A 22938-nucleotide genomic window follows, 5' to 3' on the forward strand; every position below is an offset into this window, starting at 1 on the left:
CAGAAGGGGAGGAGTTTCCATGCAGTCTGAGGAAGACAAAAACCTTTATCAGGTCGACTATCAGACGGTCACCCTGATCAAGGATATACGCCATAATGTTCAAAGCATAGTCAAGGAGCATCTGGAAAAGAAAGTGCGTATCGAAGCAATTGACGGCCAGGTCGTGGAAGGCGTCATTGTGGATTACGACGACCAGAACGTCTACATCGAAGTGGACGATCCCGACTACGATCCATCCGCAGATGAGATAGATGACTATCAAGTGGAACAGGTCGCCAGCAGGCAGCCGTACGGCGGAGGCATGGGGGGCTATCCCTGGAGCCCGTACGGCGGCGGCTTCAATCCCTACCAAGGATTCGGATCGTTCGGCGGCAGCACGGGCTACCCCTATGGTCAGATGAATCCGTACGGGCAGTTCGGTCCATACGGCAGCAGCAGCAATCCGTACGGGCAGATGGGGCCGTTCGGAGGCAGCAGCAGCTACCCGGGATACCCCATGAATCCATACAACGAAAACGCGCCGTTCAGCCAGGTCAGTCCGTACCATACGGAAAACGCACCGTTCAGCCAGGTCAGCCCGTATTATACGGAAAACGCACCATTCAGCCAGGTCAGCCCGTATCAGACAGAAAACGCACCGTTCAGCCAGGTCAGCCCGTATCAGACAGAAAACGCACCGTTCAGCCAGGTCAGTCCGTATCAGACGGAAAACGCACCGTTCAGCCAGGTCAGTCCGTACTCCACGGGAAAAAGCAACCCGAACCTAGTCAGCCCCTACCATGCACCAAACCCTTATCTCTCGCCGTTTCCGCCTTTTTCACCGTTCCCGCCGCCCATGCCCTGCATTCCGTTCATGCCGCCGCCCCCACCACCGCCGCCTCCGCGTCCGATCGGACCTCAGGCAGCCGTCGTCATTCCCAACCGGAGAAGAAGGCGCCGTTGCCGCAGCGGCCGCAAAGTCATTCCGTTGGCCCTGTTCACGCTGCTCACGATCGCGCTTCTCTGACGGCGCGACAGCCGACAAGTCTCTGCCAAACTCGTTTTTGGCCCGGGGGCTTGTTGTTTTTTTTCGAAGGATGCCGTTCGGGTGAGTACAACCCATCGCTTTGTCGCACACTACAATCAGAATTTGGAAAGGCAGGGATTGGCGATGAAGACGATACAGAGCAGCTTGCCGGGAACCAGGGGGACGTTCGGCTATTTTCGCGAGATGCTGCAACCACATTTTACCCTGGCGAATTGGGACTATGAGCAAGGATTCTTTGATCGGGCACTGGACGAGCAAAATACCGTGTATCTTCGTCTGCCGATCAAGGTGCTCCAGGGAGAGCTGGACAGCGCGGATGCCTGGATCGAATTGGGCACGCCGTATGTGCTGAGGCATTTGTATCGGACCGGGATGGAAGAGGACGTCGGGTACGTGATGCCGGTGGCTTCTGCGATGATGAACCAATTTCAGGAGCCGATTGACAAAGACGCCGATGTGGATGCCAGGTGGATGAGAAAGGCCGAGGCGATCGTCAAAGAAATGGAGAATCGCCTGGCGTAGCCGACGGGCCTGAATAGGGGCCCGTCTTTTCTAATTCGCCTATGCAGGCTTGCAGGAAATCTTTTCTTTCCGTGGAAATGGTAGCCTCGTGGCTGCTTGAGGGGAATTCCGCGAGACGGAGGAGGCGATGACATGGCATGGTACCATAAGCTGCAGCGATGGTATTGGAAAGTGATGAAGCCTGTTACCCTCGGCGTCAGAGTGATTGTGACGGATGAAAAAAGAGGCGTGCTGCTGATCCGGCACACCTATGTAAAAGGCTGGTACCTTCCGGGCGGAGGCGTGGAGAAGGGGGAGTCGTTTTTCGACGCCGCCCGCAGGGAATTGCTTGAGGAGTGCGGACTGGTAGCGGAAGACATCAGGCTGTGCCATCTGTTTTACAGCGAGCGGGAAGGCAAACGGGACCATATCGCGCTCTTTCACGTCGCCAACGGCCATGAGCACGAGGAACGGGCGAAGGACGACGGAGAAGTGGCGGAAATGCGCTTTTTCCCGTGGGATCAGCTCCCGGATGACTTGTCCCCGGCTACCTCCAGACGTCTGGATGAGTTTCGCAGCGGGTCGTTCCGCGAAGACCGTTGGTAACGGCCGGGAACGGGACTTTCCATGCAGGCGCCGCTTCCCTTGTGGTATAGTGAGAAAAAAACAAAGCGATAACGAATGGCGCTTGTAAGGAGTAAAGTGAGGGCAGATCAGCATGAAGATTGCGACTGTACTGCGAAATGACGACTATACGAGGGAAGTGGAGCACTCCCTGAAAGATAAGCTGGAGGCGGCGGGGAGCCGGTTTTGTTTCGTGGACGGTCCGGATGATCGACCGGACATGGTGCTCTCGATAGGGGGCGACGGAACGCTGCTGGAAGCGGTGCATCAGTACGGCATCGAGCCGGCCTACGTGGGGATCCATACCGGTCATCTGGGCTTTTACGCGGATTGGCGTCCCGACGAGCTCGACGAATTTGTGGAAAGGCTCGTGCAGCAGACAGAGCCGGCGATCGTAGAGTATCCGACGGTGGATTGCCGCATCGCAATGCGCGACGGACAGGTTTTTCACAAGTGGGCGTTGAATGAGCTGGTCCTGCGCAACGCCTCGCTGTCTACCCTGGTGGCCTGCGTCTACATCAACGGCGACGAGCTCGAGACCTTTCGCGGCGACGGACTGATCGTGTCATCGCCATCCGGAAGCACGGCCTACAACAAAGCGGTAGACGGCGCGATCGTCCATCCTTCCATCGAGGCGATCCAGCTCTCCGAGATCGCTTCGATCAACAACCAGGCGTACCGAACGATCAACAGCTCACTGGTGCTTCCGAAGCATCACGAGGTGGAGCTCATCGTCATGAATCCGGAGATCATGATCGGTCTGGACCGCGAGCAAGGCATCTGGAAAAACGTGCGCTCCATTTCTTGCCGGGTAGGCAGATCCAAAGTGAAATTCGCCCGCTACAAACGGCTGACATTTTGGAGCCGCGTGCGCAATTCGTTTATAAAAGGCTAGAGAGAAAACAAGAGAGGCTGGGGAGGGATTTTCGGTGAAGCAGGTAGGAAAATTGGGCAGCGTCTTTCGCCATCCGGTGAAGGCGATGCGCGGCGAGAAGCTCGCTTCCTGTCGGGTGGACGCCTTCGGACTGTACGGGGACCGCGCCTATTACTTTTTGGATGAATCCCGGGACGGCAAATACCTCAGCGCAGATGTCGTGCCATCTCTTCTCGGATATTCGGCCAGCATGGCGGATGAATCCGCCGGGGACTCCTATCCGGAAGTCCGCATAACAGCGCAGGACGGGAGCGTACACACGTGGGGCGATTCGCTGTTTGCCCATGTGGAGGAGACGGCGAAGCGGCCGATCCGGCCCATGCGGAGCACTCCGGCGGAAGGCGGCAAGAATTGGGAGGATCACGTCCTGCTTGTGACGGATGCGTCCCTGCGTGAGGTCGCCCGATTGATCGGCTGGGAAACGATCGATCCGAGGCGCTTCCGGGGAAACCTCGTCGTCGCCTTGGAGGAAGACGTGCCGTTTGTGGAAGATAGCTGGATCGGCAAACAGATCAGGATCGGCGAAGTCGTTCTGCAGGTGAACCGCCATTGCGAGCGGTGCATGTACGTCAATATCGATCCGGATACGCTGCAGCTGCATCCGGCTGTCTTGAAGACGTGCGTGCGCGTGCATGACAATCACTTCGGCGTGTACGCCTCAGTCGTGACCCCAGGAGAGATTGCGGAAGGTGACGCCGTATTTGTTTCTGAGTAAGTGTGTGTCCGAGTAGTGCCGGAGCGTCGTAAAGGGGCGCTCCGGCTTTTCGGATAGAAAAAAGACGGGAGGTTTGCTGCCGATGAATAGTCCAATGGAGAGAGTCATGCATCACGTCAAACAATTCGAACCTGCGCTTGAGCCGCTGCTTTTTGCGGAACCCTTGAAGACTTCGGAGCAGGCTGCGGAGGCGCTGGGAGCTGAGGTCGGGCAGATCGCCAAGTCGATTCTGTTTCGTGCGGGAGAGCAATACGCTCTGTTTGTAGCAGCCGGCGACGTCCGCATCCATCCCAAGCAGGTAAAGGCGGCGCTGGGCAGCGGGAAGGCGAAGATGGCTTCGCCGCAGGAGGTAGAGGCCGTGACGGGGTTTCAGGTCGGTGCGGTCTGTCCGTTTGGCCTGGCAGAACAGGTCCCGATCTTTGTGGACTCCTCCTTGCAGCGCTTTGCCCATGTGTATACAGCCGCGGGAATCGCGGAGTCCTTGTTGCCTGTATCCTGGGAGCAGCTGCTGAAAATGACGGGCGGCCAGGTGATCGACGCCGCTTCGTCGCCGGAGTGATCCCCCAAAACGTGCAAAAATCCGTCCTGCGAAAGTGAGGACGGATTTTTTTCATTTCACCATCCACTGATAGTAGTGGACGTCGTGCCACTCCCCGAACTTGAAGCCCACCTCGCTCAGCTTTCCGACCTGGCGGAAGCCGAACTTTTCATGGAGCCGAAAGCTGGCTTCGTTCCCGCCCGTAATTCCACTGATGACGGTGTGATAGCCAAGCTTCCGGGCCCGCTCGAGGATTTCTGCCATCAGGACGCTTCCGACATGCTTGCCTCGCTGCTGCTCGTCGATGTAGATAGACAGCTCGGTTGTGTTTCCGTAAGCAGGCTTTTCGCGGAAGGCGGACAGGCACGCGTAGCCGATGACGGCTCCGGCGGCGTCTTCCGCGACGATGAGCGGATAGCGGTCGCCGTGCTTGTGAAACCAGACGGTTCGCTGCTCCAGGCTTTGCTCTTCCAGGTCGAAGGTAGCGACCAGCGTGTTGACTGCATGATTGTATATTGCCAGCATGGCTGGCAAATCGTTCAGATGGGCGTCACGGATGTGCACCATAGCATTTCCCTCTTCTGCAAATGAAATTTTCCTTTCGCCAGCTACCGCAAAGCTTCGTAGACCTGACGAAGGTTCGTATAGCCTGCGGCCTGGGCCTTGAGCAAGTATTTGCCCCAAAGCGTCCCCGCCGCCACGGCATCGCAATAGGCGTGGTGACGGCGGGAAATGGGGATGTCGTGCAGCTCGCAGAGGGCATCCAGCGAACCGTTGCCGATCGGCTTGGACAACAGGCGGATCAGCAGCATGGTATCCAGCATCCGGTGCGTCAAGGGACGACGGCTCGTCTTCCACAGGCCGGCGCGGAAAAATTCGCGTTCGTGCCGGGAGTGGTGGGCGACAAGCGGACGGTCGCCGACAAATCGAAAAAATCGGGACATGGCCAAGAGGAGGTCGGGTGCAGTGGCGACCATGTCGTCCGAGATTCCTGTCAGGGACTTGACGTGGGGAGGGATCGAACGCCCAGGGTTGACCAGCGTGTAAAAGGAATCGCCCAATAGCAGCTTGTCGCCTTTCATGGCTACCGCCCCGATGGAGATAATGGCATCGCCGTGATCCGGGTAAAAACCGGTGGTCTCGATATCCACGACGACGACCTCCAGATTTTCAAGCGGCAGATCCGCCCCTGAATCGGCCTGTTTGCGCTCCTTGTTCAGCGAGCGGAGGTAGGCGAGGTGGTGCTTGTCAACGCTGTCTTTCCCGATGTTCCAATCTCCCTGCACAACTGCGGCGTCGCGGCTCCGATGCCATAAGCGTCCGAAAAGATCCCATTTTGCCAATGTGTTCCCTCCTACCCTTCAAAACCGGACGGGAGCTTTGCTGTCATCCGTTGCAGACGTATGGCGAGCTTCATCGCTGTACGTGCCATGACGGTCGTGTCGGCTGACAGTTCCCCTAATTTGATGTAGCTGTTGCTGGTGTACTGGCCGTCTTCCCAATGCAGCGGGGCGACCAGGCGCAGCCCGAGAAGCTGGCGGAAATGGCTTTCTACCTCATCGCAAAAGCTTTTGGGCCAAATGCCTTTTTCACGCAGCAGGACCAGTCGCTCGAGCGTCGAGCTGCAGAAGATCCCGTTTGCAAGGGCGAAGTGGCGGACACAATTGACGATTGGCAGGTAGACGCCGTATTTCAAATTGACGGCCCCCCGGAAACGGCCTTGGACCTCGGGCAGAATACGTCCGAACAATCCGAGCGGCACCCGGTAATGCAAGGTGTTGCTGACAAGACGGCTCATTAAAAAATGATTGTTGGCAAGCAACCGGCGAAAGTGGTCGAGGACCGGCCCGAAAATGGCCGTTTCTCCCCAGAGGACGCGGGCGTCGCTCGCGAGCAGCAGGTAACGGGCATTTTCCCAGATGGGGTGAGAGGCCCAGCTATCGATTCGTTCGATCCACTGTTCCACGCTTCCCCGCCATTTTGGGGAGACGCAGGTGACATTTCCTTGGCATGGAGGGTAGCCGGCTTCTTCCAGGCCTTGTACGATCGTCGCCCCCAAGAGGTGAAAGTAATGGTGCACCTTTTCTGTGTCAGCCGCATCGAGATGCGGGGGAAGTAGGTAGACCAGCCCGTTGTCCTGGTCGCTGATGAGCGCCTGTTCGTGTCTCCCGCCGCTGCCGAACTGGAGAAAGGCGAAAGGGACGGGCGGTGTTCCCCCGCCCCTTTTTGCCAGCTCTCTGACAGCGAGAAGAACGCTATGCCGGATGATGCTGTCGTGGATCAGGTTGACGACGACGGCAAATGGCGCCAGCTCGCCCGCGCGTTTTAACGTATGCAGGGGAGCTGCATCCAGGAGCTCTTGCCGAAGGAGAGACAGCTCGCGGAAAGTCTCGGTCCGGCTGATCCTCTCCAGTTGATCAGGTGAGAGTGTGAGAGGTGCTGGCTTTGGTGGTTCCAGTGGGCTGAAGGCGTTCAGGCTGGAGAAGTTCGGGATAGCCGTATCCCCCGTGTTCGCTAAGGTCAAGACCGACCACCTCTTCTTCCTCGGTCACGCGAAGACCGATCGTTGCTTTCAATACGGACAAGACGATGTAAGAAATGACGAAGACGTAAACCATGGAGCCCGCCAGACCGAGGGCTTGCACTCCCAGCTGATGGAAGCCGCCGCCGTAGAACAGCCCCGCTCCGCCCACGCCGACCTTTTCCGCCAGCTCGGGAGTCGCAAACAGGCCGGTGGACAAGGTGCCCCAAATCCCCGCGACGCCGTGCACGGAGAAGGCGAAGATCGGGTCGTCGATGCCGATGCGGTCAAACCAGATGGACGTGTAGAATGTTAGAATTCCTGACACCGCTCCGATCAAGACAGCTGCCCAGGGATCTACGAATGCGCAAGAGGCGGTGATGGCGACGAGCGCGGCCAGCACACCGTTCAGCATGCTCGGGATGTCCGCTTTGCCCATGACGATCCAGGAAATCGCCAGGGCTGCGACTGCCCCCGCCGCTGTGGCGAGGTTGGTCGTCATCGCCACGTAGCCGAAAAATCCGGAGGTGCTGCCAAGAGTGGAGCCTGCGTTGAAGCCGAACCAGCCGATCCACAGGAACAGCACACCGAGCACGGAGTACACCTGGTTGTGGCCGGGTATCAGGTTGGAGCTTCCGTCGCGATTGTATTTGCCGATCCGGGGCTTGAGGAGGATGGTGGCGACGAGGGCTACGATAGCGCCTTGCAGGTGGACGACCGTGGAACCGGCGAAGTCTTGCATGCCGAGCTGTGCCAGCCAGCCGCCGCCCCACACCCAGTGACCGACTACGGGATAAATGAGGACAGTAAACAATACGCTGAAAATGAAATAAATAGACAGCTTGGCGCGTTCTGCAAATCCGCCCCAGGCGATCGCGAGCGACACCGCGCAAAAAGCCAGCTGAAACAAAAAGAGGATGGAAATGGGGACGGTAGCTGCGGAAAAAGCAGAAAAAGATTCTGTAGAGGTGCCGTCAAAAAAGAATCCGGACAATCCGAGGAAAGAGTTCCCGTCCCCGAAAGTCAGGCCGAAGCCCAACGCCCAAAAAGCGATGGAGCAGATGCCGAACGTAAGCACAGTCTTGCCGGCGACGTGTCCGGCATTTTTCATGCGAGTCGATCCTGCTTCCAGCAAGGCGAAGCCAACTTGCATAAGGATGACCAGAATCGCAGAGACCATGACCCACGTGGCATCGATGGCGGAAGATAGTTGCGCTAGAGTCGGTTCCATTCAATCCACTCCTTTTTATGTCAGATAAACTGACACACAATTTATTTATGTCAGATTATATGACACAAAAATTAGGTTTGCAATGCCTTTTTTCAAATAAAAGGGAAAACACCAATCCTTCTGACTATGCATCGAAAGATTGGTGTTTTTCCGTTTGATTTCGTTTCTCGATTAGCAGCCCCACCGCAGAGAGGGCTGCCAAAAACAGCCCGCTGGTCAGGAACAGCTGCTCGACCGGCAGCTTTCCGAGCCAGACTGCCCCCAGGGTGCTCGAAAGCATCCCGAAGAAGGTAAACATCAGCATGTTGATGGCGTACACTTTCCCGATGTGAGCATCCTTGGCCTTGAGCTGGATCGCCGTCACGGTCGGAATGCCGATCAGCGGTCCGCCGACTCCGGCGATGGCAGCGCCGAGAAAAGCGATCCAGTGAAAGGTGCCGCCGGCCGTGAGCAGCAGGAACCCTCCCGCTTGCGCCACCCAGCCCATCAGAATGACAAACAGGTGTCGGGAGTAACTGGCGCGCGACATGTACAGGCTTCCCAGCAGATTGCCGACTCCGTAGAAGCCCATGAGCATGGCCAGGGTGCTACCGTTTCCTTGCTCCATTCGCTCTGCGAGGAAGGGGAACCCGACGTTGTACGTAACCAGCCACACGAGGTACCCCAGGTTGCTGAACAGGAGGATGGAAAGCAAGGAGCGGTTTTGCCTCAGCTCGTTGACGCCCGTCGCGATGTCTGCGCCGTACTGTCGGACGCTCAGCTTGGAGGCGGGGCCGCTATCGGTTCGCTTGGTCATGCCAATGGTGCATACGAAAAGGACAGAGAGCAGGTAGCTGCCTGCATTCACGAAGAACAGGGTGGAAAGCGGGACAGCGGATGCGACCAGCCCGATGGTCATCGGCGCGAGGATCCGTACGGTGCGAAAGGTCGTGTCCAGGATTCCGTTTGCCCGACTCAGCTGCTCCAGCGGGACGATGGACTTCAGTGCGACAGTCCGTGCCGGCTGAAACAAGCTGGAAAATACCCCGAGCATAAATTGCGCGGCCAAAAAGAAGGAAAACTGCCTGGCTCCGAAAACGGTCATGACACCGACGGCGAGGACGACCCCAATCCGTGCCACATCCGTACCTGCCATTAACAGACGGGGATTGCACCGGTCCGCGAGAACGCCGCCGATCAAGTAAAACAAGAGTCCCGCCACCATTTCCGGAACAGCGAGCAGGCTCAGTGCCGTGCCCGACTTGGTCGTCTGAAGCAAGTACCACAGCAAGGCAAAGCTGTAGCACTGATCGCCGATGTTGGCTGTCAGCTGCGCCAGCCAAAGCTTCAGGAAAGAGCTGTTTTTCCATAGTGATGTCCGCACGCCCAATCTCCTCTGCCCTAAAATTTTCAGCAAAATTATTTTGATTCAGACAATAGAGTAGCAAGGGCGCCAGGGAATGTAAAGAGCCTTACAGATTCACGCCAACCGGTTTGCTCTCGGGCTTGCGCAGGAACAGCAAGGAAGCAAAGAGGGTCCCGGCGATGGACAACATGGTCACGGCAAAAAAGCCAAAGGAGCTGTACAGTCCGCCGGCAAGAGCGGAGCCGGTCAAGGTGCCCGCGTACATGCAGGCGTTGGCCAGACTGGAGATCGTGCCACGGGAAGAAGCCGACAACGTCTGCAGCAGTCCCATCAGGATCGGGACAAGCATTCCAGAGAGGCAAAACATTCCGGTAAGAAGTACCTGTACAAAAGTGAGCCCGCTGACGTGAGGCAGGACGCTCAGCACAAGAGCGTTGGTCAGAAAACTGGCAGCCAGGGCGTTTTTTCTGCCCAACCGCTCGACCGCCCAGCCGCTGACAAGACTGCCTACCGTGTTTCCAAGCCCGATGAACACAGTCGTGACGCCGATTTGCGCAGTGGATTGGCCGAATTGATCGGACAGCCAGATTCCAAACAAGGAAAAGAACGCGTAGAAACCCGTCATAAGCAAATAGTAGGCAAAGAAATAGCGGGAAGCTCCAGGCACCGCCAAAAGGTCGCGGTAGCGAGTCCAGATTGAGCGGGCGCGGGCGGTTGCACCGCGCACGGATACAGCGGCCACGGGCGGCAGATCCGGCAAGCTGCGAGCGATGAATACGCACAAGAGCAAAGAGGCGGCACCCACAGCAAGAAATGGAAAGGAAATGTCCGCAGCGGCGAGGAAGCTGCCGAGCGGCACGCCGACAAACTGGGACGAAGTAAGACCGGTCATCACGATCCCCATGGCTTTGGCGATCTGAGCCGGAGAAAACAGGATGGGAACGGATGCCCAAACCTGCGGGCCGACAAAGGCGGAGCACACGCCAGCCAGGAAGCGGAAGGCAAACATCGCGGCATACTGATCGGCAAAACCGCAAGCGATGGTCGCGAAGGCGAAGCCCAGCATTCCGAATGTCATCACCCGCTTTCGGTTCCAGTTGTCCGACAGCGGTCCGGCCACAATGGCAAACAAGGCGTACCCGAGAGCGTAGGCCGCCACCAGCCAACCCGCTTCAGTCGTACTGGCGTGATACAGCTCCCGCAAGGCCGGCAGCAGCGGGCTGATGATAAAGGTGTCGGTGCCGATCAAAAACATCGTACAAAACAGGACAGTAAGCGAACGATAATTCATGTCTTCATCTCCAATGATCCTATAATTCTATTGTTTAATAGTTAAATGATTTTTGAACTAAAGACCAAAAAAGATGATACCGCGTTAGAGGGTATCCAAAAATCCGGGCAGGATTTGCTCGAATGTATCTGCGTGGATGCACATGTAACGAGTTTGCCCCTCCTTTCTTACTTTGATCAATCCTGCTTCCCTGAGCGTGCGAAAGTGGTAGGAGGCGTTGGATTTGGATGCCTCGCACCTGTCGCCCACTTCGGTGCAGTTCATTTCTCTGCCTGTCTGGTGCAGCAGTTTGATGATGGCAAGTCTGGTCTCGTCAGCCAGCGCTTTGAAAATTTTGACCCGCCATTCATTAAGGGATTGTTGGTTTTGTTGTTCAATAATCATGGAAGTATCTTACCAAGGTTTTCTATATGAGGCAAGAGGGGAATGTGCGCAAAAAAAAGAAGCCGAGCGACGGCTTCTTTTTTATTGCGCCGGCGGATGCTCCGGCAAAAAGCTAACGGTCTTATGGGGAAGGAGGGGAGGATTGACGGCTTCTTGGCTGCTGCGACGATCCCTGGTTGCTTTCCGTATGGGTATCGTCCGCTGCTGTGCTGCTGGTCAAGCCTGTGACTGCCAGGCCTTTCTGGTTCAGGTTTTTCGCACTTTTCCACTTGGACATGTCGGTCGCTCCTTTCCTTTGGTTTCTCTTTTACGATGCCAAACCATCCGCGGGGCTACTCATCCACATCTTGCCCTTGCCGCTTCCTTGCGTCATGGCTTGAGGGCCCTCGTAGGACCGGGTTGGGCCAGAGGGTGCTTCGAACGGAGACCGCAGGTATACTACAAGAAAGACCGTCTTGGAGAGGAGAAAATGGGAATGGCTGGTTGCGTCATCATCGTGGAAGGCAAAACGGACAAGGAGCGGCTCCTGCGGGTGCTTGCGGAGCCTGTCACCATTCTGTGCACATACGGGACGTACAGCCCGGAGAAGGGGGAGGAGCTCGCAGAGCAAACCATGGACGCAGACGAAGTGTATCTGTTTACGGACGAGGATGCCAGCGGCAAAAAGCTGCGGGCCTGTTTGCGGGAGGATTTCCCCCGTGCCAGCCACCTGCATACGCTGAGCATGTACGCGGAAGTGGCCAACACGCCGCTTGACGTCCTGGCGGAGCTCCTGGATCGGGCAGGATTTGCGGTAGATCCGTCGGTCCTCGGGCACGGCGGAGGCTAAGGGATAAAACGCCGGCTCATCGGCTATAACATAGGTAGAGGACCTATGGAGGTGCAAGCCGATTTGCGCAGTCTGATGACTTTTTTCAACCGCATGAATGTCCTGGCGTGGCTGGCGGGCATCTGGATCGCCCACGCTTTGCTGTATTTGGCGCTCGGAACGGCCACGTGGCTGGGGACGTCGATCCTGGCTACCGCGTTTTACGGGATTGTGATTCTGGTCGGGAAGCTCGTGGCGAGCCGTTATCCGGACAAGGAAGAAAGCAAATGAAAAGCCGGCTTGCGAGAGCCGGCTTTCTTTTTCGGGAGACTACCAGCCCAGCCATTGCAGGGCGAGAATGACGATGCCGAGAATCCATACGTAGATGGCAAATCCTTTCATGGAGCCTCTGCTGATAATCCCCAGCATCCAGCGTATGGCGATGTACCCGGCGATCGCCGAACAGATCGTCCCGACAGTCATCGGGATGAGCAGCGAGGTTTCCAGAGGGGCTTTGGCCACCTTTACGGCCTGCAGGGCGCATGCCCCCAGGATCGCGGGTAGCGACAGCAGAAAAGAGAAGCGGGCAGCGTCCGCCCGTTCGATCCCGCGCAGGAGAGAACCGGCGATGGTCAGTCCGGAGCGGGACAAGGCCGGCAGGATAGCGGCTCCCTGCAGCGTGCCGATGATCAGGGCGTCCGTGTAGCCGATCTCGTCAAAGGTGCGGCGCCCTCTGCGCATGGACTCCACGCCCCAGAGGATCGCCCCGGTGGCGAGAAACTCCCAGCCGATCGTGACCCCGGTCCGCGAGATTTCCTCGAAGTAGTCCTCGAAGGCAAGACCGATCACGGCGGTCGGGATCGTGCCGACGACGAGCAGCCGCGCGAGCTTGCTTAGCGGATGAGCGAGGATGTAGCGGATCTGCTCCCAAAAGACGATGCACACGGCAATGAGCGTCCCGAAGTGGAGCATCGTATCGAAGAGCAGGCCGGCTTCCTGCAGACCGAACAGCTTGCGGAACAAGACGAGATGGCCTGTGCTGGAAATAGGCAAAAATTCGGTCAAGCCTTGCACGATCCCCAGAAAGATGTGCTCGAGCAAGAGTAGCATGGGATGACTCACTCCTAACGTCACGAGGATGAAAAAAGGCATCTTTCAACGGCTTGCCATCTATTGTCATATGTATGTCCACTTGCGCGAGACTTTCCCGTTTTGCCCTTCTTTCCGTGCGGGGAATGGAAAAAAGTTGTGGTATTTCTCCCTGCCGGACGGGTATATTTAGTGTCAGGATCGACGAGAGTGAGGAATTGTAGCGATATGTACAAAGGAAAGAAACAAGTGCGAAAGAGCATAGCGACCAGCCGTTTGCAAGCCGGGCTGACGCTGAATATGACCGTGTCCCGCAAGAGTGAGATCGGTTATTTTTTGCAGGCGGGAGACGACGAGGTCTTCCTGCACAGAAACGAGGCCCGCGGACCTTTGGATGTGGGGGAAGAGGTCGAGGTGTTTTTGTACCACGACCATGAAAACCGCCTGGCAGCCACGATGGACCTGCCTTATGTGGGGTTGGGCGAGTACGGCTGGCTGGAAGTCGTGGATCTATCGGCTCGCATGGGCGTATTCTTGGACAACGGGACGAAGAAGGATCTGCTGTTGTTCCTCGATGACCTGCCCAAGCTGAGGGACGAGTGGCCCAGGCCGGGCGACCGCCTGCTGGTGACGCTCAAACGGGACAAGCTGGGACGGCTGCTTGCTCAGCTGGTGACCGAGGAGGAAGTGACGAAAATATCCGCCCCGGCGGATGAGCGGATGAAAAACAAAACGGTCGAAGGCACCGTGTACAAGGTCATCGCGGCAGGGGCCTTCCTCTTGACGGAAGACGAGCACATCCTCTTTATTCACCGCGACGAAATGACCGAACGGATGAGGCTGGGCCAGACTGTCCGCTGCCGGGTCAGCTACGTGCGAGAGGACGGCAGGCTGAACGGCTCGATGAAGGAGCGCAAGGAAGTCCAGTACGAGACCGACGCGGACAAGCTGCTGCGCTACCTGGTCAACCGCGACGGAGCCATGCCGTACACCGATCAGACGGAAGCAGACATCATCCGGGAAAAGTTTCAGATGAGCAAGTCCAGCTTCAAGCGGGCGCTAGGAAAGCTCATGAAGGAACGCAGGATCGAGCAGGTGGATGGCTGGACGAAGCTCATCCAACACGAAGAGGCGTAAGCAAAAAGAATCCCTCCCGTACGAGGTCCCGGTGGACAGCGTACAGGAGGGATTTTTGATTGGAGGAAGGAAACGTTATGCAGATGCTTGCAAGGCTCCTTTTTGTTTACGTGCCTTGTACAGGGACAAACCGAATACGAGTGCCAGCAAGACGATGCCAGCGATATCGCTTTCGATGCCAGGGATGACGGCGAGAATGCCGCCGGCGACTGCCAGGATGCGCTCCAGAGGGTTGAGCTTCGCCATCCAATAGCCGATCAAGCCTGCCCCTACCCCGATCATCCCCAGTGTGGACGTCAGCATGACCCAGATCGATTCAAAGAAAGTCGTATTGATCAGGAGCAACGCTGGTGAAACGACAAAGATGTACGGCGCCATGAACGCGGCGATCGATAATCGGGTCGACTCGATGCCCGTCCGGATCGGCTTTGATTTGGCGATACCGGCAGCGGCGAAGGCGGCCAGTGCGACCGGCGGCGTAATGTCCGCGACGATCCCGAAGTAGAACGTAAACATGTGAGCCGCGATCTCCGGCACGCCCAACTGGATCAAAGCCGGTGCCGCAATGGTAGACGTAATGATGTAGTTCGCCGTGGTAGGCGTACCCATCCCGAGGATCAGCGAAGCAATCATGGTAAAGAACAGTGTCAGGAAGAGCTGTCCGCCTGCCAGGTCAATCAGGCCGTTGGCGAGCTTCAGGCCGATCCCCGTCAAGGTGATGGTCCCGACGATGATTCCGGCGCAAGCGGTCGCGGCTACGACGCCGAGCGCCATTCTCGCACCAGAGGCCAGCGCTTCCAAAATGTCGGCGACAGACATGCGCGTCTCTTTGCGGAATGCGCCGACGACGATCGTGGCGACGATCCCGATAATCGCGGAGCGCTCTGCGGAAACGTTCATCATCAAAGCGGTGATGATGATAATAATCGGCAGCAGCAGGTACATTTTTTTCAAGACTTCTTTTTTGTCAGGCAGCTCTTCTTTGGTCAAGCCGCGCAGGCCGAGACGCTTCGCTTCGAAGTGCGTCATAATCCAGATCCCCACGAAGAACAGGATGGCCGGCAATGCCGCCGATTTCGCAATTTCCAGGTAAGGTACACCGATGAATTCAGCCATCAGGAAGGCGGCTGCGCCCATGACCGGAGGCATGATCTGTCCGCCGGTAGAGGAAGAGGCTTCGACCGCAGCTGCGAATTCGGAACGATAGCCCAGGCGTTTCATCATCGGGATGGTAAAGGCACCGGACGTCACCACGTTGGCGACGGAGCTTCCGCTGATGGTTCCCTGCAGGGCGCTCGAGAAGACCGCTACCTTTGCGGGTCCGCCGATGCGGCGCCCTGCGACTACCAGGGACAGGTCGTTAAAGTACTCGCCTACGCCGGTTTTCTCCAGGAAGGCGCCAAACAGGACGAACAAGAAAATGAAGGTAGAGGATACGGCCAGCGGCGTGCCGAGAATGCCCTCCAGCGTGTAGTAGCTGTGGCCGATGATCCTCTCGACATCGCTGCCGCGGTGCTCCAGAAAGCCTGGCATGTACGGACCGAAGTACGTGTACAGCAGGAACAGGGCTGCAATGGTGGTGATTGGGATGCCTACGACGCGGCGCGCTGCTTCCAGTACCAGCAGGATGGCGATGCCCCCTACCACCATGTCCAGGGTGGTGTAGTTACCCGTCCGCGTCACCAGCCCTTCATAATCGAAAACCCAATAAAGACAGACGCTTACGCCCAGCAAGGCGAGGATGATGTTGACGATGCCGACCTTGCCGTTGTTGCCTTTTTTGCTGCCGGCGTAAAGCAAGTAGACCAGCCCCAGGCCAAAAGCCAGGTGGATCGGGCGGTGAATTTGCGGCGGAAGGGTGAGGAACAGCGTGGCGCTCAATTGATAAACGGAAAACAGGACAAGCAGCCCGAAGGTAAGCCATTTCATGGGACCTTCGAATTGGCGGACAGCCGATTCCTTGTCGTACTGGGCAATCAGCTTATCCATCTCTTGCTGACTCATGGTTGATGCCGTGGTGGATGTTGTGCTCATCTAGTAGCCTCCTATCTCGCTCAAAATGGATCGCTTTTCAGCCTGGATGGTGATGGCTGCTCCCGGTTTGTCGATGGTGCCGAGAGGAATTTCCTTCCCGGAAAAGAGCAGCGTATGGTTAGCCCGTACCTGCCCGATGTACAGGTGGAGGGCGGGAAAGACGCGGTTCATGTGAAGGACGTGGAATGCCCCGTCCGAGATGACCAGCTCTTCGCCAGGGGCCAGCTCGTTTTCCATGCCGATACCGTAGTCATGGAAGGACATGTCCGTCAAAATGATCTGTCCGCCCTGGATGCGGTAGTGCTCTTCGACTAAAGAGCGATGAATGGAATGAGTCCAACGAATGCCGAAAGTGGTATGGTCATCGATGCGGCTGCTCCACATGAGCCTGTGGGACAGCGTGTCGCGAATGACCAGGGAGGGAAACAAGGGAATAGCGCAGAAGCCGACAATGGCCGCCAGAAGAATCAGTAAGGAGAAAAGGCGGAACGCGGTCCGCCCTTTCTGTGGTATTGCCGTCTTGCCGGAAAGCATGGGTTACCTACTTCACGCCTTTTTCATCGAAGTACTTTTTCGCACCCGGATGCACAGGCAGGCTCACGCCGGACAGCACGCTGTCCATTTTGATTTCTTTTGCCTTGGCGTGGCCGAGTTTGTCCGTGTTTTCAAAAATCGCTTTCGTCACTTTGTACACCAGGTCTTCGCTCAGGTCTGCGCGAATGACCAACATGGATTTCACGGATACGGTAGTGACTTCTTCAGGTACCGTTTGGTAGGTGTTCGCAGGAACCGTTGTTTTTACATAGAACGGATACTTGGCGATGATCGCATCGATCTTGTCCGCATCGATCGGGATGATTTTTACCCCGGTAGTTGCAGCCAGCTCTGTGATCGCAGCAGTTGGGGTTCCCGCTGTTTGGAAGGCGGCATCCAGCTGTCCGTCCTGAATCGCTTTCGACGAGTCAGCGAACGACAGGCGTTGCAGCTGCGTGTCTTCGAAGGTCAAGCCATACGCTTCCAAAATTTGCTTGGCGTTCATTTCGGTACCGCTGCCTGGCGCCCCGACGGAAACGCGCTTGCCTTTCAGATCGGCTACGCTCTTGATGTTGCTGTCTTTCGCCACCACGATCTGGATCGTCTCGTCGTAGAGAGCGCCCAAAGCCTGGAAGGATTCGATCTTGCCGTCCTGTTCGAACATGTTGGTGCCTTTGGACGCGTATTCAGCGATATCGTTTTGGGTGAAGGCAATATCCGCTTTCTTGTCGCGCAACAGACGGATGTTCTCTGCCGATGCGCCTGTCGCTTGGGCGGTAGCGGTAATACCGGCGTTTTTGGTGATTTGTTCGGCCATTCCGCCGCCGAGCGGGTAGTAGGTGCCGCCTGTACCGCCTGTGGCGATGATCAGTTGGGACGGGTCGTTGCTGCCGCCGCTGGCATTGCCGCCTTGGCCGCCTTGAGCGCTGCCGCCTCCGCCGCCACATGCCGTCACGAGCGACATGGTCAGCAGGAGGGTCAGAGAAAGGAGCAGACTGCGTTTTTTCATGGAAATTCCCCCTTATCTAAATATGTAATGGTTGCAGATAGCTGCCTACTCTGAATAACCAGAATAATCAGTAGCGTTTTCGGGAAGAAAGGCGCTATCTCATGGAAGTGTAAGCGCATACCTATAAAAAACTACAAAAAACTATAAAAGAATATAGTAAAATAGATGTCGAAACCTGTATGGGAAAATTTTGCTCCCCTGGGGCAGGAGGATTGTGAGCCACTACCGATGAGAGAGAACTTCTACATTCTATTAGTCATGCTGCTCACCGTCCCGATCGCGGGCGAACTCAAGTTTCATCCCTTCCAGGACGATTTTCGCATCAGTTTTGGGACGACGGCTTTTTTCTTTTTGCTTCTGTGGCTGAGGCCCTCCTTTATAGCGGGGCTTTTGACGGGGGCGACCGTCGTGCTGTTTCGCATCTTGCTGGACTGGATGTCGCTGGACGCCTTCGATTTTGTCCGTTCGTTTCACTCGCACTTGCCCGCCTTCTTCTTTTACGCCACGTTTGCCGGATTGTTTTCCCTCTTTCGGGTCAACCGGTTTCACCATTTGCCGCTTTGGGTAGGTCTACTCGGGACCGCCGCCGAGATCGGAGCCAACCTGGTCGAGCTCTCGTTTCGCTCGTCTTCGTGGGGAAGTGTGCTGCATCTCTCCGTCATCGGGCCGATCGCAGCCATCGCGCTGATTCGCAGCTTTTTTGTCCTCAGCTTTTTCAACATCATTCAACTGCGCCAGGCCAAATGGATGGAGAGTCAGCAGCGAAACCGCAACGAGCGCATCCTGATGCTGATTTCCAATCTGTACGAGGAATCGGTCCACCTGAAAAAGACGCTGCAGCAGGTCGAGGACATCACCCGGGATTGCTACGATCTCTACCGGAAAATAAAAGAACAGGTGCCGGACGGCTGGGGGGACGGCTTCTCCAAGCAGGCGTTGTCGATCGCCGGTCAGGTGCACGAGGTGAAAAAGGACAACCAGCGCATTTACGCAGGGCTCTCCAAGCTCATCTCCGATCAGAACGAACGTGACTATATGGCCATGGGCGAGCTGATTGCCGTGACCGTTCGCGCTCATGAAAAGTACGCCAGACTGCTGGGCAAGACCATCCGTTTCGAGGCGGAGGTGGCTGCTCCGTATTTGGCTTGCCACATTTACACGACCTTGTCGCTGCTCAACAACCTCGTGGCCAATGCTGTCGAAGCGATCCAGGACAAAGGAACGGTGTCGATTCGAGCATCCTTGTCGGAATCGCGGCAATGGATTCAATTTTCTGTGTCCGATGACGGACCGGGGATTCAGGTGAAGGATAGGGAGCTGCTATTCATGCCCGGCTTCACCACCAAGTACGATGTTTCGGGCAAACCGTCTACAGGCATCGGCCTCTGTTATGTAAAGGAAGTCATCGACAACCTGCAAGGACACATCGACATTTCGGACGAGCGGGAAGGGCGTGGCACCTGCTTTCTCCTGCGGCTGCCGATTGCCAGTCTTGTTCAGAAAGGGTGAAAACATGCGTTACTTCATTACCGATGACGATCCGGCCGTCCGCTCGATGCTGGCGCACATCATCGAGGACGCCGACCTGGGGGAAGTGTGCGGGGAGGCGGAGGATGGCTCCCAAATCGACCGGGACTTTCTGGAGTGGAAGCGGGCGGACATTCTCCTGATTGACCTCCTGATGCCAAACCGCGATGGGATCGAGACGGTGCGCCAGCTGCAGGATTACAGCGGGAAGATCGTGATGATCTCGCAGATCGAGTCCAAAGAGATGATCGCAGAAGCGTATTCGCTCGGCATCGAATACTACATCACCAAGCCGGTCAATCGGCTCGAGGTGATCAGCGTGTTGCAAAAAGTGCGGGAGCGAATTTTGCTGCAGCAGTCGATCGAAGGCATCCAAAGATCGCTCAGCGTCCTTTCCGGCCATGCCGCTGCGCCTAAAAAGGAACCGGTTTACAAGGAGCAAAGCATCGGGAGCTCGGCGCGTTTTTTGCTTACCGAACTGGGGGTGATCAGCGAAGCCGGCAGCAGAGATCTGCTCGATATGATGGAATATTTGCACCGTTGGGAAAAAGGAAAGGCTCCGGAGGATTCGTTTCCTTCGCTTAAGGAGATCTTTCAGCGAGTGGCCGCAAGCAAGCTGGGGACGGAGAACGCGGCCCTGGTGCAAAAAGAGGTAAAGGCTGCGGAGCAGAGGGTCAGGCGTGCCATTTACCAGGCGTTGACCCATTTGGCCTCCCTCGGGCTGACGGACTACTCGAACCCCAAATTCGAGACGTACGCCGCGACCTTCTTTGATTTTACCGAGGTCCGCAAGCGCATGCGCGAGCTGGAATCGCAGCAGGAGTCGGCTCTCTCGAATGCCAAGATCAACACGAAAAAATTCATGTTCGTCCTCTATATGGAGTCCAAGCGCAGACTCGGGTAAACCAATTGCTCTTTTGGTGCACAGCAGCAAATGTGGTAAGATATCACTATTGTTGTGTTGGGAGGGAAACAAGTGAGCGAACTGCGTAATCCATGGCAGCTACTATACCGAGTCTATCGCCATGTGCTACCTGTGCTGGAGCGGGAGTTTGCGGCTTGGTACCAGAGGGCGCAGGCCATTCCCAATCCCGAGTTGCGGAAACAGGCGCTGGATAGTATGAATACAAAGAAATTTCATTGCCAGGGCGGATCGGTGTACGCCGCCCAGGTCGTTCCGTTCGTGGAGACCGTCGTCCCTCTGATTGTGGCTTACCAGACGATCAGCGATTATTTGGACAACCTCTGCGACCGCAGTACCTCCCTGGATCCCGAAGACTTTCGGCAGCTGCACGTATCGATGCAGGATGCTCTGACCCCAGGAGCCCCGCTGCGGGACTACTATCAGTATCGAGAAGACAAGGATGACGGCGGCTACCTGGCTGCCTTGGTGGAGACCTGCCAGAAGCATGCGGCCCGGTTGCCGGGATACGCCAAGATTCAGGCGAAGGTCGTGGAGTTCTCCTGCCTGTACAGCGACCTCCAGGTGTACAAGCACATCGCCCCGCAATTGCGGGAGGGAGAGCTCTTGAGATGGTGGGGCAAATACCAGGAGCGGTACGACGAGCTGTACTGGCAGGAATTTGCGGCGGTGACAGGCTCGACGATCGGCATTTTTGCTCTGTTTTGCCTGGCAACGCAGCCGGATGTTCCGGATGAGCAGATTCGCCGGGTGAGCGAGGCGTATTTCCCTTGGATGTGCGGATTACATATCTTGCTCGACTATTTGATCGATCTGGAGGAAGACAGGCTGGGCGGGGATTTGAACTTCGTCAGCTACTATGAATCGGAGCGGGACGCGACGGAGCGGCTGCAATACTTCATGAAACAAGCAAAGGCAAGCGTCAGACGCTTGCCAAATCCTTCATTTCACCGTATGATCGTGGACGGGCTCATTGCATTCTACCTCGCGGATCGCAAGGTAAACCGTAGTCAGCCACGTATTTACACCATTGCAAAGCAGTTGTTAAAACAGGCGAAAGGCTTGCCGTCGATCCTGTTTTACGTGAATAGTTTGCTTGTGAGAAGGTAACGGAGAAGGGGTCAGCGCAAATGCTTGCGCTTGTACGAAAAGCCATATCCCATCAAAGAGAAGGCAACGATGATACAGCCAAGGATACCGAGGGGACTTTTCTCCCCGATGGCAATGCCCACTCCGATGAGACAGGCGGTTACGCAAATTGCCAGAGCTAATGTTACCATTTGATAACGATTCATCGGACTGTAACCTCCTATCTGTCAATGTTCCCATTATACCTTATTTTCCGCGAAATACATCCAGGTAAAGAATTTGCAAACCCGGTAAAATATTGTGCGAAGTGGTGGAGACCGCAGATGGAAAGCATTTTACAAATTAAAAGAGGCAATCGGATCTTGGAAGGAAACGTGACGTACGAGGAAGGGGATTTGATCGAGGCCGTCTTTCCCTGTCAGGTGGATGTGACGGTGGGCGATCAGCTCCCTTGCTTGCTGGCCACGGACTACGATACGATCAGCAATTTTGAAGCGGTAGTCGTAGCCAAGGAAAGCAATCGTCTCTTCCTGTTCCATTCGCCCACGATTGTCGAGTTTCGCGAGCAACGGCGCCGTTATCCGCGGTTTGACATGGATGTAAAAGGATGGATTCAGTATCCCACGCAAGAGCCGGACTCGCTTTTTTCCGTGTACAGCCAGATGGTTGATCTGGTCAATTTGAGTCTGGGAGGACTGGCGTTTCGCTCTGACAAGCCCGTCCCCGAGGAGCAGCCCATCCATTTTTCAGTCGAGTTGTACGGGCGCAACAGGCCGGATGGCGTGATCAAGACGGAGCTCAAGGTCATCCACGAGAGGACACAGGGCTCGCATTATTTGTTCGGATGTACGATTCAGGCGATCAACGCCAGACACTTCCACAACCTGCGCAAATACCTCTTGCAGCGGCAAATCGAGGAGCGCAGAAAAGTCAAAGTATAAAGAGACACATCCTGAGGAATTGGTTCGATGAGGGCCAATTTTTTTGTTTGCCAAAAACGCGAAAGGGTATAGCCAAAGTCACGCCAGGAAAATGCTGCCGGAGTCGCACCGGCAAAGCAGCAAGAAAGGAAGCCGTCCGACGGGCAGGAACGTGCGTCGCGACGCTTACTTGATTGGAAATGTTCTGTGATAATAAAATGGAAGCAACATGCAGCGTATCGTTAGAGTAATTAATCAGATCAAAAACAATTATGCTGCCCCTCTTCATATCGAAGAGTTAGCGCATTCCATTCATATGAGCCCTGCGTCGCTATTCCGCCATTTCAAAGCAGTGGCCGCAATGAGTCCTCTACAATATCAAAAGAAGATCCGGCTTCTGGAGGCAAGGCGTCTTTTATTATCAGAAACGATAGATGCAGCTGAAGCAGGATTTAGAGTTGGCTATGAGAGCCCGTCTCAGTTCAGTCGTGAATATAGAAGAATGTTTGGATTGCCTCCCGTCAGCGATATCAAACAATTACAGAGTTCCCTGCAAAAGTGAAAAAAATGAATCATACTTCACATACACCGATACCCTTCGCAATCACAGAATTCTGATAAACAACAAAGATCTGTTCATTCGCTATTACACTAACCACAGATATCAATGGGAACGCAAAAAGATGACTCCTGTGCAGACAGGAATCATCTTTTGTCAGCAGCCTAAACTTCAAGTCCCTTAATATAGGCTCTGTTAA

Annotated in this window: 26 protein-coding genes and 2 pseudogenes; 15 read left to right on the forward strand and 13 right to left on the reverse strand. The window is 56.0% G+C overall.

Annotation, left to right across the window (positions count from 1 at the left end):
* Positions 1-19 precede the first annotated feature (19 nt).
* The 6 genes from RGB73_RS05285 to RGB73_RS05310 all read left to right on the forward strand — a co-directional run bounded on the left by RGB73_RS05285 (position 20) and on the right by RGB73_RS05310 (position 4360).
* On the forward strand, positions 20-1006 hold the full coding sequence (locus RGB73_RS05285; RefSeq protein WP_310769802.1) for an LSm family protein: 987 nt from the start codon (positions 20-22) through the stop codon (positions 1004-1006).
* A gap of 81 nt (positions 1007-1087) precedes the next feature.
* Positions 1088-1549 (forward strand): YugN family protein, encoded by a 462-nt coding sequence (locus RGB73_RS05290; RefSeq protein WP_463675649.1) that lies wholly within the window; start codon positions 1088-1090, stop codon positions 1547-1549.
* A gap of 132 nt (positions 1550-1681) precedes the next feature.
* Complete coding sequence (locus RGB73_RS05295; protein WP_310769804.1) at positions 1682-2134, forward strand: NUDIX domain-containing protein; 453 nt, start codon at positions 1682-1684, stop codon at positions 2132-2134.
* A gap of 112 nt (positions 2135-2246) precedes the next feature.
* Positions 2247-3047, forward strand: coding sequence for an NAD kinase (locus RGB73_RS05300; protein WP_310769806.1), 801 nt, complete (start codon positions 2247-2249; stop codon positions 3045-3047).
* A gap of 34 nt (positions 3048-3081) precedes the next feature.
* Entirely contained in the window at positions 3082-3801 is a 720-nt protein-coding gene (locus tag RGB73_RS05305) for an MOSC domain-containing protein (protein ID WP_310769808.1), read from the forward strand.
* 82 nt (positions 3802-3883) lie between these two features.
* On the forward strand, positions 3884-4360 hold the full coding sequence (locus RGB73_RS05310) for a YbaK/EbsC family protein (protein WP_310769809.1): 477 nt from the start codon (positions 3884-3886) through the stop codon (positions 4358-4360).
* A gap of 51 nt (positions 4361-4411) precedes the next feature.
* On the opposite strand, the gene RGB73_RS05315 is transcribed toward RGB73_RS05310, so the two are convergent.
* The 8 genes from RGB73_RS05315 to RGB73_RS05350 all read right to left on the reverse strand — a co-directional run bounded on the left by RGB73_RS05315 (position 4412) and on the right by RGB73_RS05350 (position 11388).
* On the reverse strand, positions 4412-4906 hold the full coding sequence (locus RGB73_RS05315) for a GNAT family N-acetyltransferase (protein WP_310769811.1): 495 nt from the start codon (positions 4904-4906) through the stop codon (positions 4412-4414).
* A gap of 41 nt (positions 4907-4947) precedes the next feature.
* Positions 4948-5682: an exonuclease domain-containing protein gene (locus RGB73_RS05320; RefSeq protein ID WP_310769813.1), complete on the reverse strand. Its 735-nt coding sequence runs from the start codon at positions 5680-5682 to the stop codon at positions 4948-4950.
* Between the two features lie 11 nt (positions 5683-5693).
* Positions 5694-6863: a DUF294 nucleotidyltransferase-like domain-containing protein gene (locus RGB73_RS05325; protein ID WP_310769815.1), complete on the reverse strand. Its 1170-nt coding sequence runs from the start codon at positions 6861-6863 to the stop codon at positions 5694-5696.
* The gene (locus RGB73_RS05330; RefSeq protein ID WP_310769817.1) at positions 6757-8091 is read right to left on the reverse strand and encodes an ammonium transporter; all 1335 of its coding nucleotides are present in this window, start codon (positions 8089-8091) and stop codon (positions 6757-6759) included. Before RGB73_RS05330 ends, RGB73_RS05325 begins: the two co-directional genes overlap by 107 nt.
* Positions 8092-8215: 124 nt before the next feature.
* Positions 8216-9460 carry an MFS transporter gene (locus tag RGB73_RS05335; RefSeq protein ID WP_396136172.1) on the reverse strand — a complete coding sequence of 415 codons (1245 nt, stop codon included), beginning with the start codon at positions 9458-9460 and terminating at the stop codon, positions 8216-8218.
* 82 nt (positions 9461-9542) lie between these two features.
* Positions 9543-10727, reverse strand: coding sequence for an MFS transporter (locus tag RGB73_RS05340; protein ID WP_310769821.1), 1185 nt, complete (start codon positions 10725-10727; stop codon positions 9543-9545).
* Positions 10728-10811: 84 nt separating this feature from the next.
* On the reverse strand, positions 10812-11111 hold the full coding sequence (locus tag RGB73_RS05345) for an ArsR/SmtB family transcription factor (RefSeq protein WP_310769823.1): 300 nt from the start codon (positions 11109-11111) through the stop codon (positions 10812-10814).
* Positions 11112-11232: 121 nt separating this feature from the next.
* Positions 11233-11388 carry a hypothetical protein gene (locus tag RGB73_RS05350; protein ID WP_310769825.1) on the reverse strand — a complete coding sequence of 52 codons (156 nt, stop codon included), beginning with the start codon at positions 11386-11388 and terminating at the stop codon, positions 11233-11235.
* A 198-nt stretch (positions 11389-11586) separates the two neighbouring features.
* On the opposite strand from RGB73_RS05350, the gene RGB73_RS05355 reads away from it, so the two are divergent.
* Entirely contained in the window at positions 11587-11940 is a 354-nt protein-coding gene (locus tag RGB73_RS05355; RefSeq protein WP_310769827.1) for a toprim domain-containing protein, read from the forward strand.
* Between the two features lie 45 nt (positions 11941-11985).
* Entirely contained in the window at positions 11986-12210 is a 225-nt protein-coding gene (locus RGB73_RS05360) for a hypothetical protein (protein ID WP_310769829.1), read from the forward strand.
* Positions 12211-12249: 39 nt separating this feature from the next.
* On the opposite strand, the gene RGB73_RS05365 is transcribed toward RGB73_RS05360, so the two are convergent.
* Positions 12250-13029: an undecaprenyl-diphosphate phosphatase gene (locus RGB73_RS05365; RefSeq protein ID WP_310769831.1), complete on the reverse strand. Its 780-nt coding sequence runs from the start codon at positions 13027-13029 to the stop codon at positions 12250-12252.
* A 207-nt stretch (positions 13030-13236) separates the two neighbouring features.
* Here RGB73_RS05365 and RGB73_RS05370 point away from each other — a divergent pair, with 207 nt between their 5' ends.
* Complete coding sequence (locus tag RGB73_RS05370) at positions 13237-14145, forward strand: CvfB family protein (RefSeq protein WP_310769832.1); 909 nt, start codon at positions 13237-13239, stop codon at positions 14143-14145.
* A 75-nt stretch (positions 14146-14220) separates the two neighbouring features.
* Here the strand turns inward: RGB73_RS05370 and RGB73_RS05375 are convergent, their stop codons facing one another.
* The 3 genes from RGB73_RS05375 to RGB73_RS05385 are packed head-to-tail and all read right to left on the reverse strand — an operon-like array spanning position 14221 to position 17722.
* Positions 14221-16179, reverse strand: a complete 1959-nt coding sequence (locus tag RGB73_RS05375; protein WP_310769834.1) for a TRAP transporter permease — start codon at positions 16177-16179, stop codon at positions 14221-14223.
* Entirely contained in the window at positions 16180-16713 is a 534-nt protein-coding gene (locus tag RGB73_RS05380) for a DUF1850 domain-containing protein (protein WP_310769836.1), read from the reverse strand.
* Between the two features lie 7 nt (positions 16714-16720).
* Positions 16721-17722: a TAXI family TRAP transporter solute-binding subunit gene (locus RGB73_RS05385; RefSeq protein ID WP_310769838.1), complete on the reverse strand. Its 1002-nt coding sequence runs from the start codon at positions 17720-17722 to the stop codon at positions 16721-16723.
* Between the two features lie 228 nt (positions 17723-17950).
* Between RGB73_RS05385 and RGB73_RS05390 the strand changes: the two genes are divergently transcribed.
* From RGB73_RS05390 to RGB73_RS05400, 3 genes are all read left to right on the forward strand, one after another.
* Positions 17951-19231, forward strand: coding sequence for an ATP-binding protein (locus RGB73_RS05390; RefSeq protein ID WP_310769840.1), 1281 nt, complete (start codon positions 17951-17953; stop codon positions 19229-19231).
* Between the two features lie 4 nt (positions 19232-19235).
* Positions 19236-20153 carry a response regulator gene (locus RGB73_RS05395; protein ID WP_310769842.1) on the forward strand — a complete coding sequence of 306 codons (918 nt, stop codon included), beginning with the start codon at positions 19236-19238 and terminating at the stop codon, positions 20151-20153.
* 72 nt (positions 20154-20225) lie between these two features.
* Positions 20226-21281 (forward strand): tetraprenyl-beta-curcumene synthase family protein, encoded by a 1056-nt coding sequence (locus RGB73_RS05400; protein ID WP_310769844.1) that lies wholly within the window; start codon positions 20226-20228, stop codon positions 21279-21281.
* Between the two features lie 11 nt (positions 21282-21292).
* On the opposite strand, the gene RGB73_RS05405 is transcribed toward RGB73_RS05400, so the two are convergent.
* Positions 21293-21466, reverse strand: a complete 174-nt coding sequence (locus RGB73_RS05405; RefSeq protein WP_310769846.1) for a DUF5325 family protein — start codon at positions 21464-21466, stop codon at positions 21293-21295.
* Between the two features lie 117 nt (positions 21467-21583).
* Here RGB73_RS05405 and RGB73_RS05410 point away from each other — a divergent pair, with 117 nt between their 5' ends.
* From RGB73_RS05410 to RGB73_RS30580, 3 genes and pseudogenes are all read left to right on the forward strand, one after another.
* Positions 21584-22201 (forward strand): PilZ domain-containing protein, encoded by a 618-nt coding sequence (locus tag RGB73_RS05410; protein WP_310769848.1) that lies wholly within the window; start codon positions 21584-21586, stop codon positions 22199-22201.
* A gap of 199 nt (positions 22202-22400) precedes the next feature.
* Positions 22401-22742, forward strand: a pseudogene (locus RGB73_RS05415) (helix-turn-helix domain-containing protein); the annotation flags it as partial.
* An 82-nt stretch (positions 22743-22824) separates the two neighbouring features.
* Positions 22825-22907 (forward strand): annotated as a pseudogene (locus tag RGB73_RS30580) (IS3 family transposase); the annotation flags it as partial.
* Positions 22908-22938 lie beyond the last annotated feature (31 nt).

The organism is Brevibacillus brevis (genome assembly GCF_031583145.1).
Lineage (GTDB): Bacteria > Bacillota > Bacilli > Brevibacillales > Brevibacillaceae > Brevibacillus > Brevibacillus brevis_E.

What these genes read in the sequence shown, in the direction of transcription:
- RGB73_RS05285 (WP_310769802.1), top strand. Translation starts at nt 20, where the DNA reads ATGCAGTCTGAGGAAGACAAAAACCTTTATCAGGTCGACTATCAGACG.
- RGB73_RS05295 (WP_310769804.1), top strand. Translation starts at nt 1,682, where the DNA reads ATGGCATGGTACCATAAGCTGCAGCGATGGTATTGGAAAGTGATGAAG.
- RGB73_RS05300 (WP_310769806.1), top strand. Translation starts at nt 2,247, where the DNA reads ATGAAGATTGCGACTGTACTGCGAAATGACGACTATACGAGGGAAGTG.
- RGB73_RS05310 (WP_310769809.1), top strand. Translation starts at nt 3,884, where the DNA reads ATGAATAGTCCAATGGAGAGAGTCATGCATCACGTCAAACAATTCGAA.
- RGB73_RS05315 (WP_310769811.1), bottom strand. Translation starts at nt 4,906, where the DNA reads ATGGTGCACATCCGTGACGCCCATCTGAACGATTTGCCAGCCATGCTG.
- RGB73_RS05330 (WP_310769817.1), bottom strand. Translation starts at nt 8,091, where the DNA reads ATGGAACCGACTCTAGCGCAACTATCTTCCGCCATCGATGCCACGTGG.
- RGB73_RS05340 (WP_310769821.1), bottom strand. Translation starts at nt 10,727, where the DNA reads ATGAATTATCGTTCGCTTACTGTCCTGTTTTGTACGATGTTTTTGATC.
- RGB73_RS05345 (WP_310769823.1), bottom strand. Translation starts at nt 11,111, where the DNA reads ATGATTATTGAACAACAAAACCAACAATCCCTTAATGAATGGCGGGTC.
- RGB73_RS05350 (WP_310769825.1), bottom strand. Translation starts at nt 11,388, where the DNA reads ATGTCCAAGTGGAAAAGTGCGAAAAACCTGAACCAGAAAGGCCTGGCA.
- RGB73_RS05355 (WP_310769827.1), top strand. Translation starts at nt 11,587, where the DNA reads ATGGCTGGTTGCGTCATCATCGTGGAAGGCAAAACGGACAAGGAGCGG.
- RGB73_RS05360 (WP_310769829.1), top strand. Translation starts at nt 11,986, where the DNA reads ATGGAGGTGCAAGCCGATTTGCGCAGTCTGATGACTTTTTTCAACCGC.
- RGB73_RS05365 (WP_310769831.1), bottom strand. Translation starts at nt 13,029, where the DNA reads ATGCTACTCTTGCTCGAGCACATCTTTCTGGGGATCGTGCAAGGCTTG.
- RGB73_RS05370 (WP_310769832.1), top strand. Translation starts at nt 13,237, where the DNA reads ATGTACAAAGGAAAGAAACAAGTGCGAAAGAGCATAGCGACCAGCCGT.
- RGB73_RS05375 (WP_310769834.1), bottom strand. Translation starts at nt 16,179, where the DNA reads ATGAGCACAACATCCACCACGGCATCAACCATGAGTCAGCAAGAGATG.
- RGB73_RS05380 (WP_310769836.1), bottom strand. Translation starts at nt 16,713, where the DNA reads ATGCTTTCCGGCAAGACGGCAATACCACAGAAAGGGCGGACCGCGTTC.
- RGB73_RS05385 (WP_310769838.1), bottom strand. Translation starts at nt 17,722, where the DNA reads ATGAAAAAACGCAGTCTGCTCCTTTCTCTGACCCTCCTGCTGACCATG.
- RGB73_RS05390 (WP_310769840.1), top strand. Translation starts at nt 17,951, where the DNA reads ATGAGAGAGAACTTCTACATTCTATTAGTCATGCTGCTCACCGTCCCG.
- RGB73_RS05395 (WP_310769842.1), top strand. Translation starts at nt 19,236, where the DNA reads ATGCGTTACTTCATTACCGATGACGATCCGGCCGTCCGCTCGATGCTG.
- RGB73_RS05405 (WP_310769846.1), bottom strand. Translation starts at nt 21,466, where the DNA reads ATGAATCGTTATCAAATGGTAACATTAGCTCTGGCAATTTGCGTAACC.
- RGB73_RS05410 (WP_310769848.1), top strand. Translation starts at nt 21,584, where the DNA reads ATGGAAAGCATTTTACAAATTAAAAGAGGCAATCGGATCTTGGAAGGA.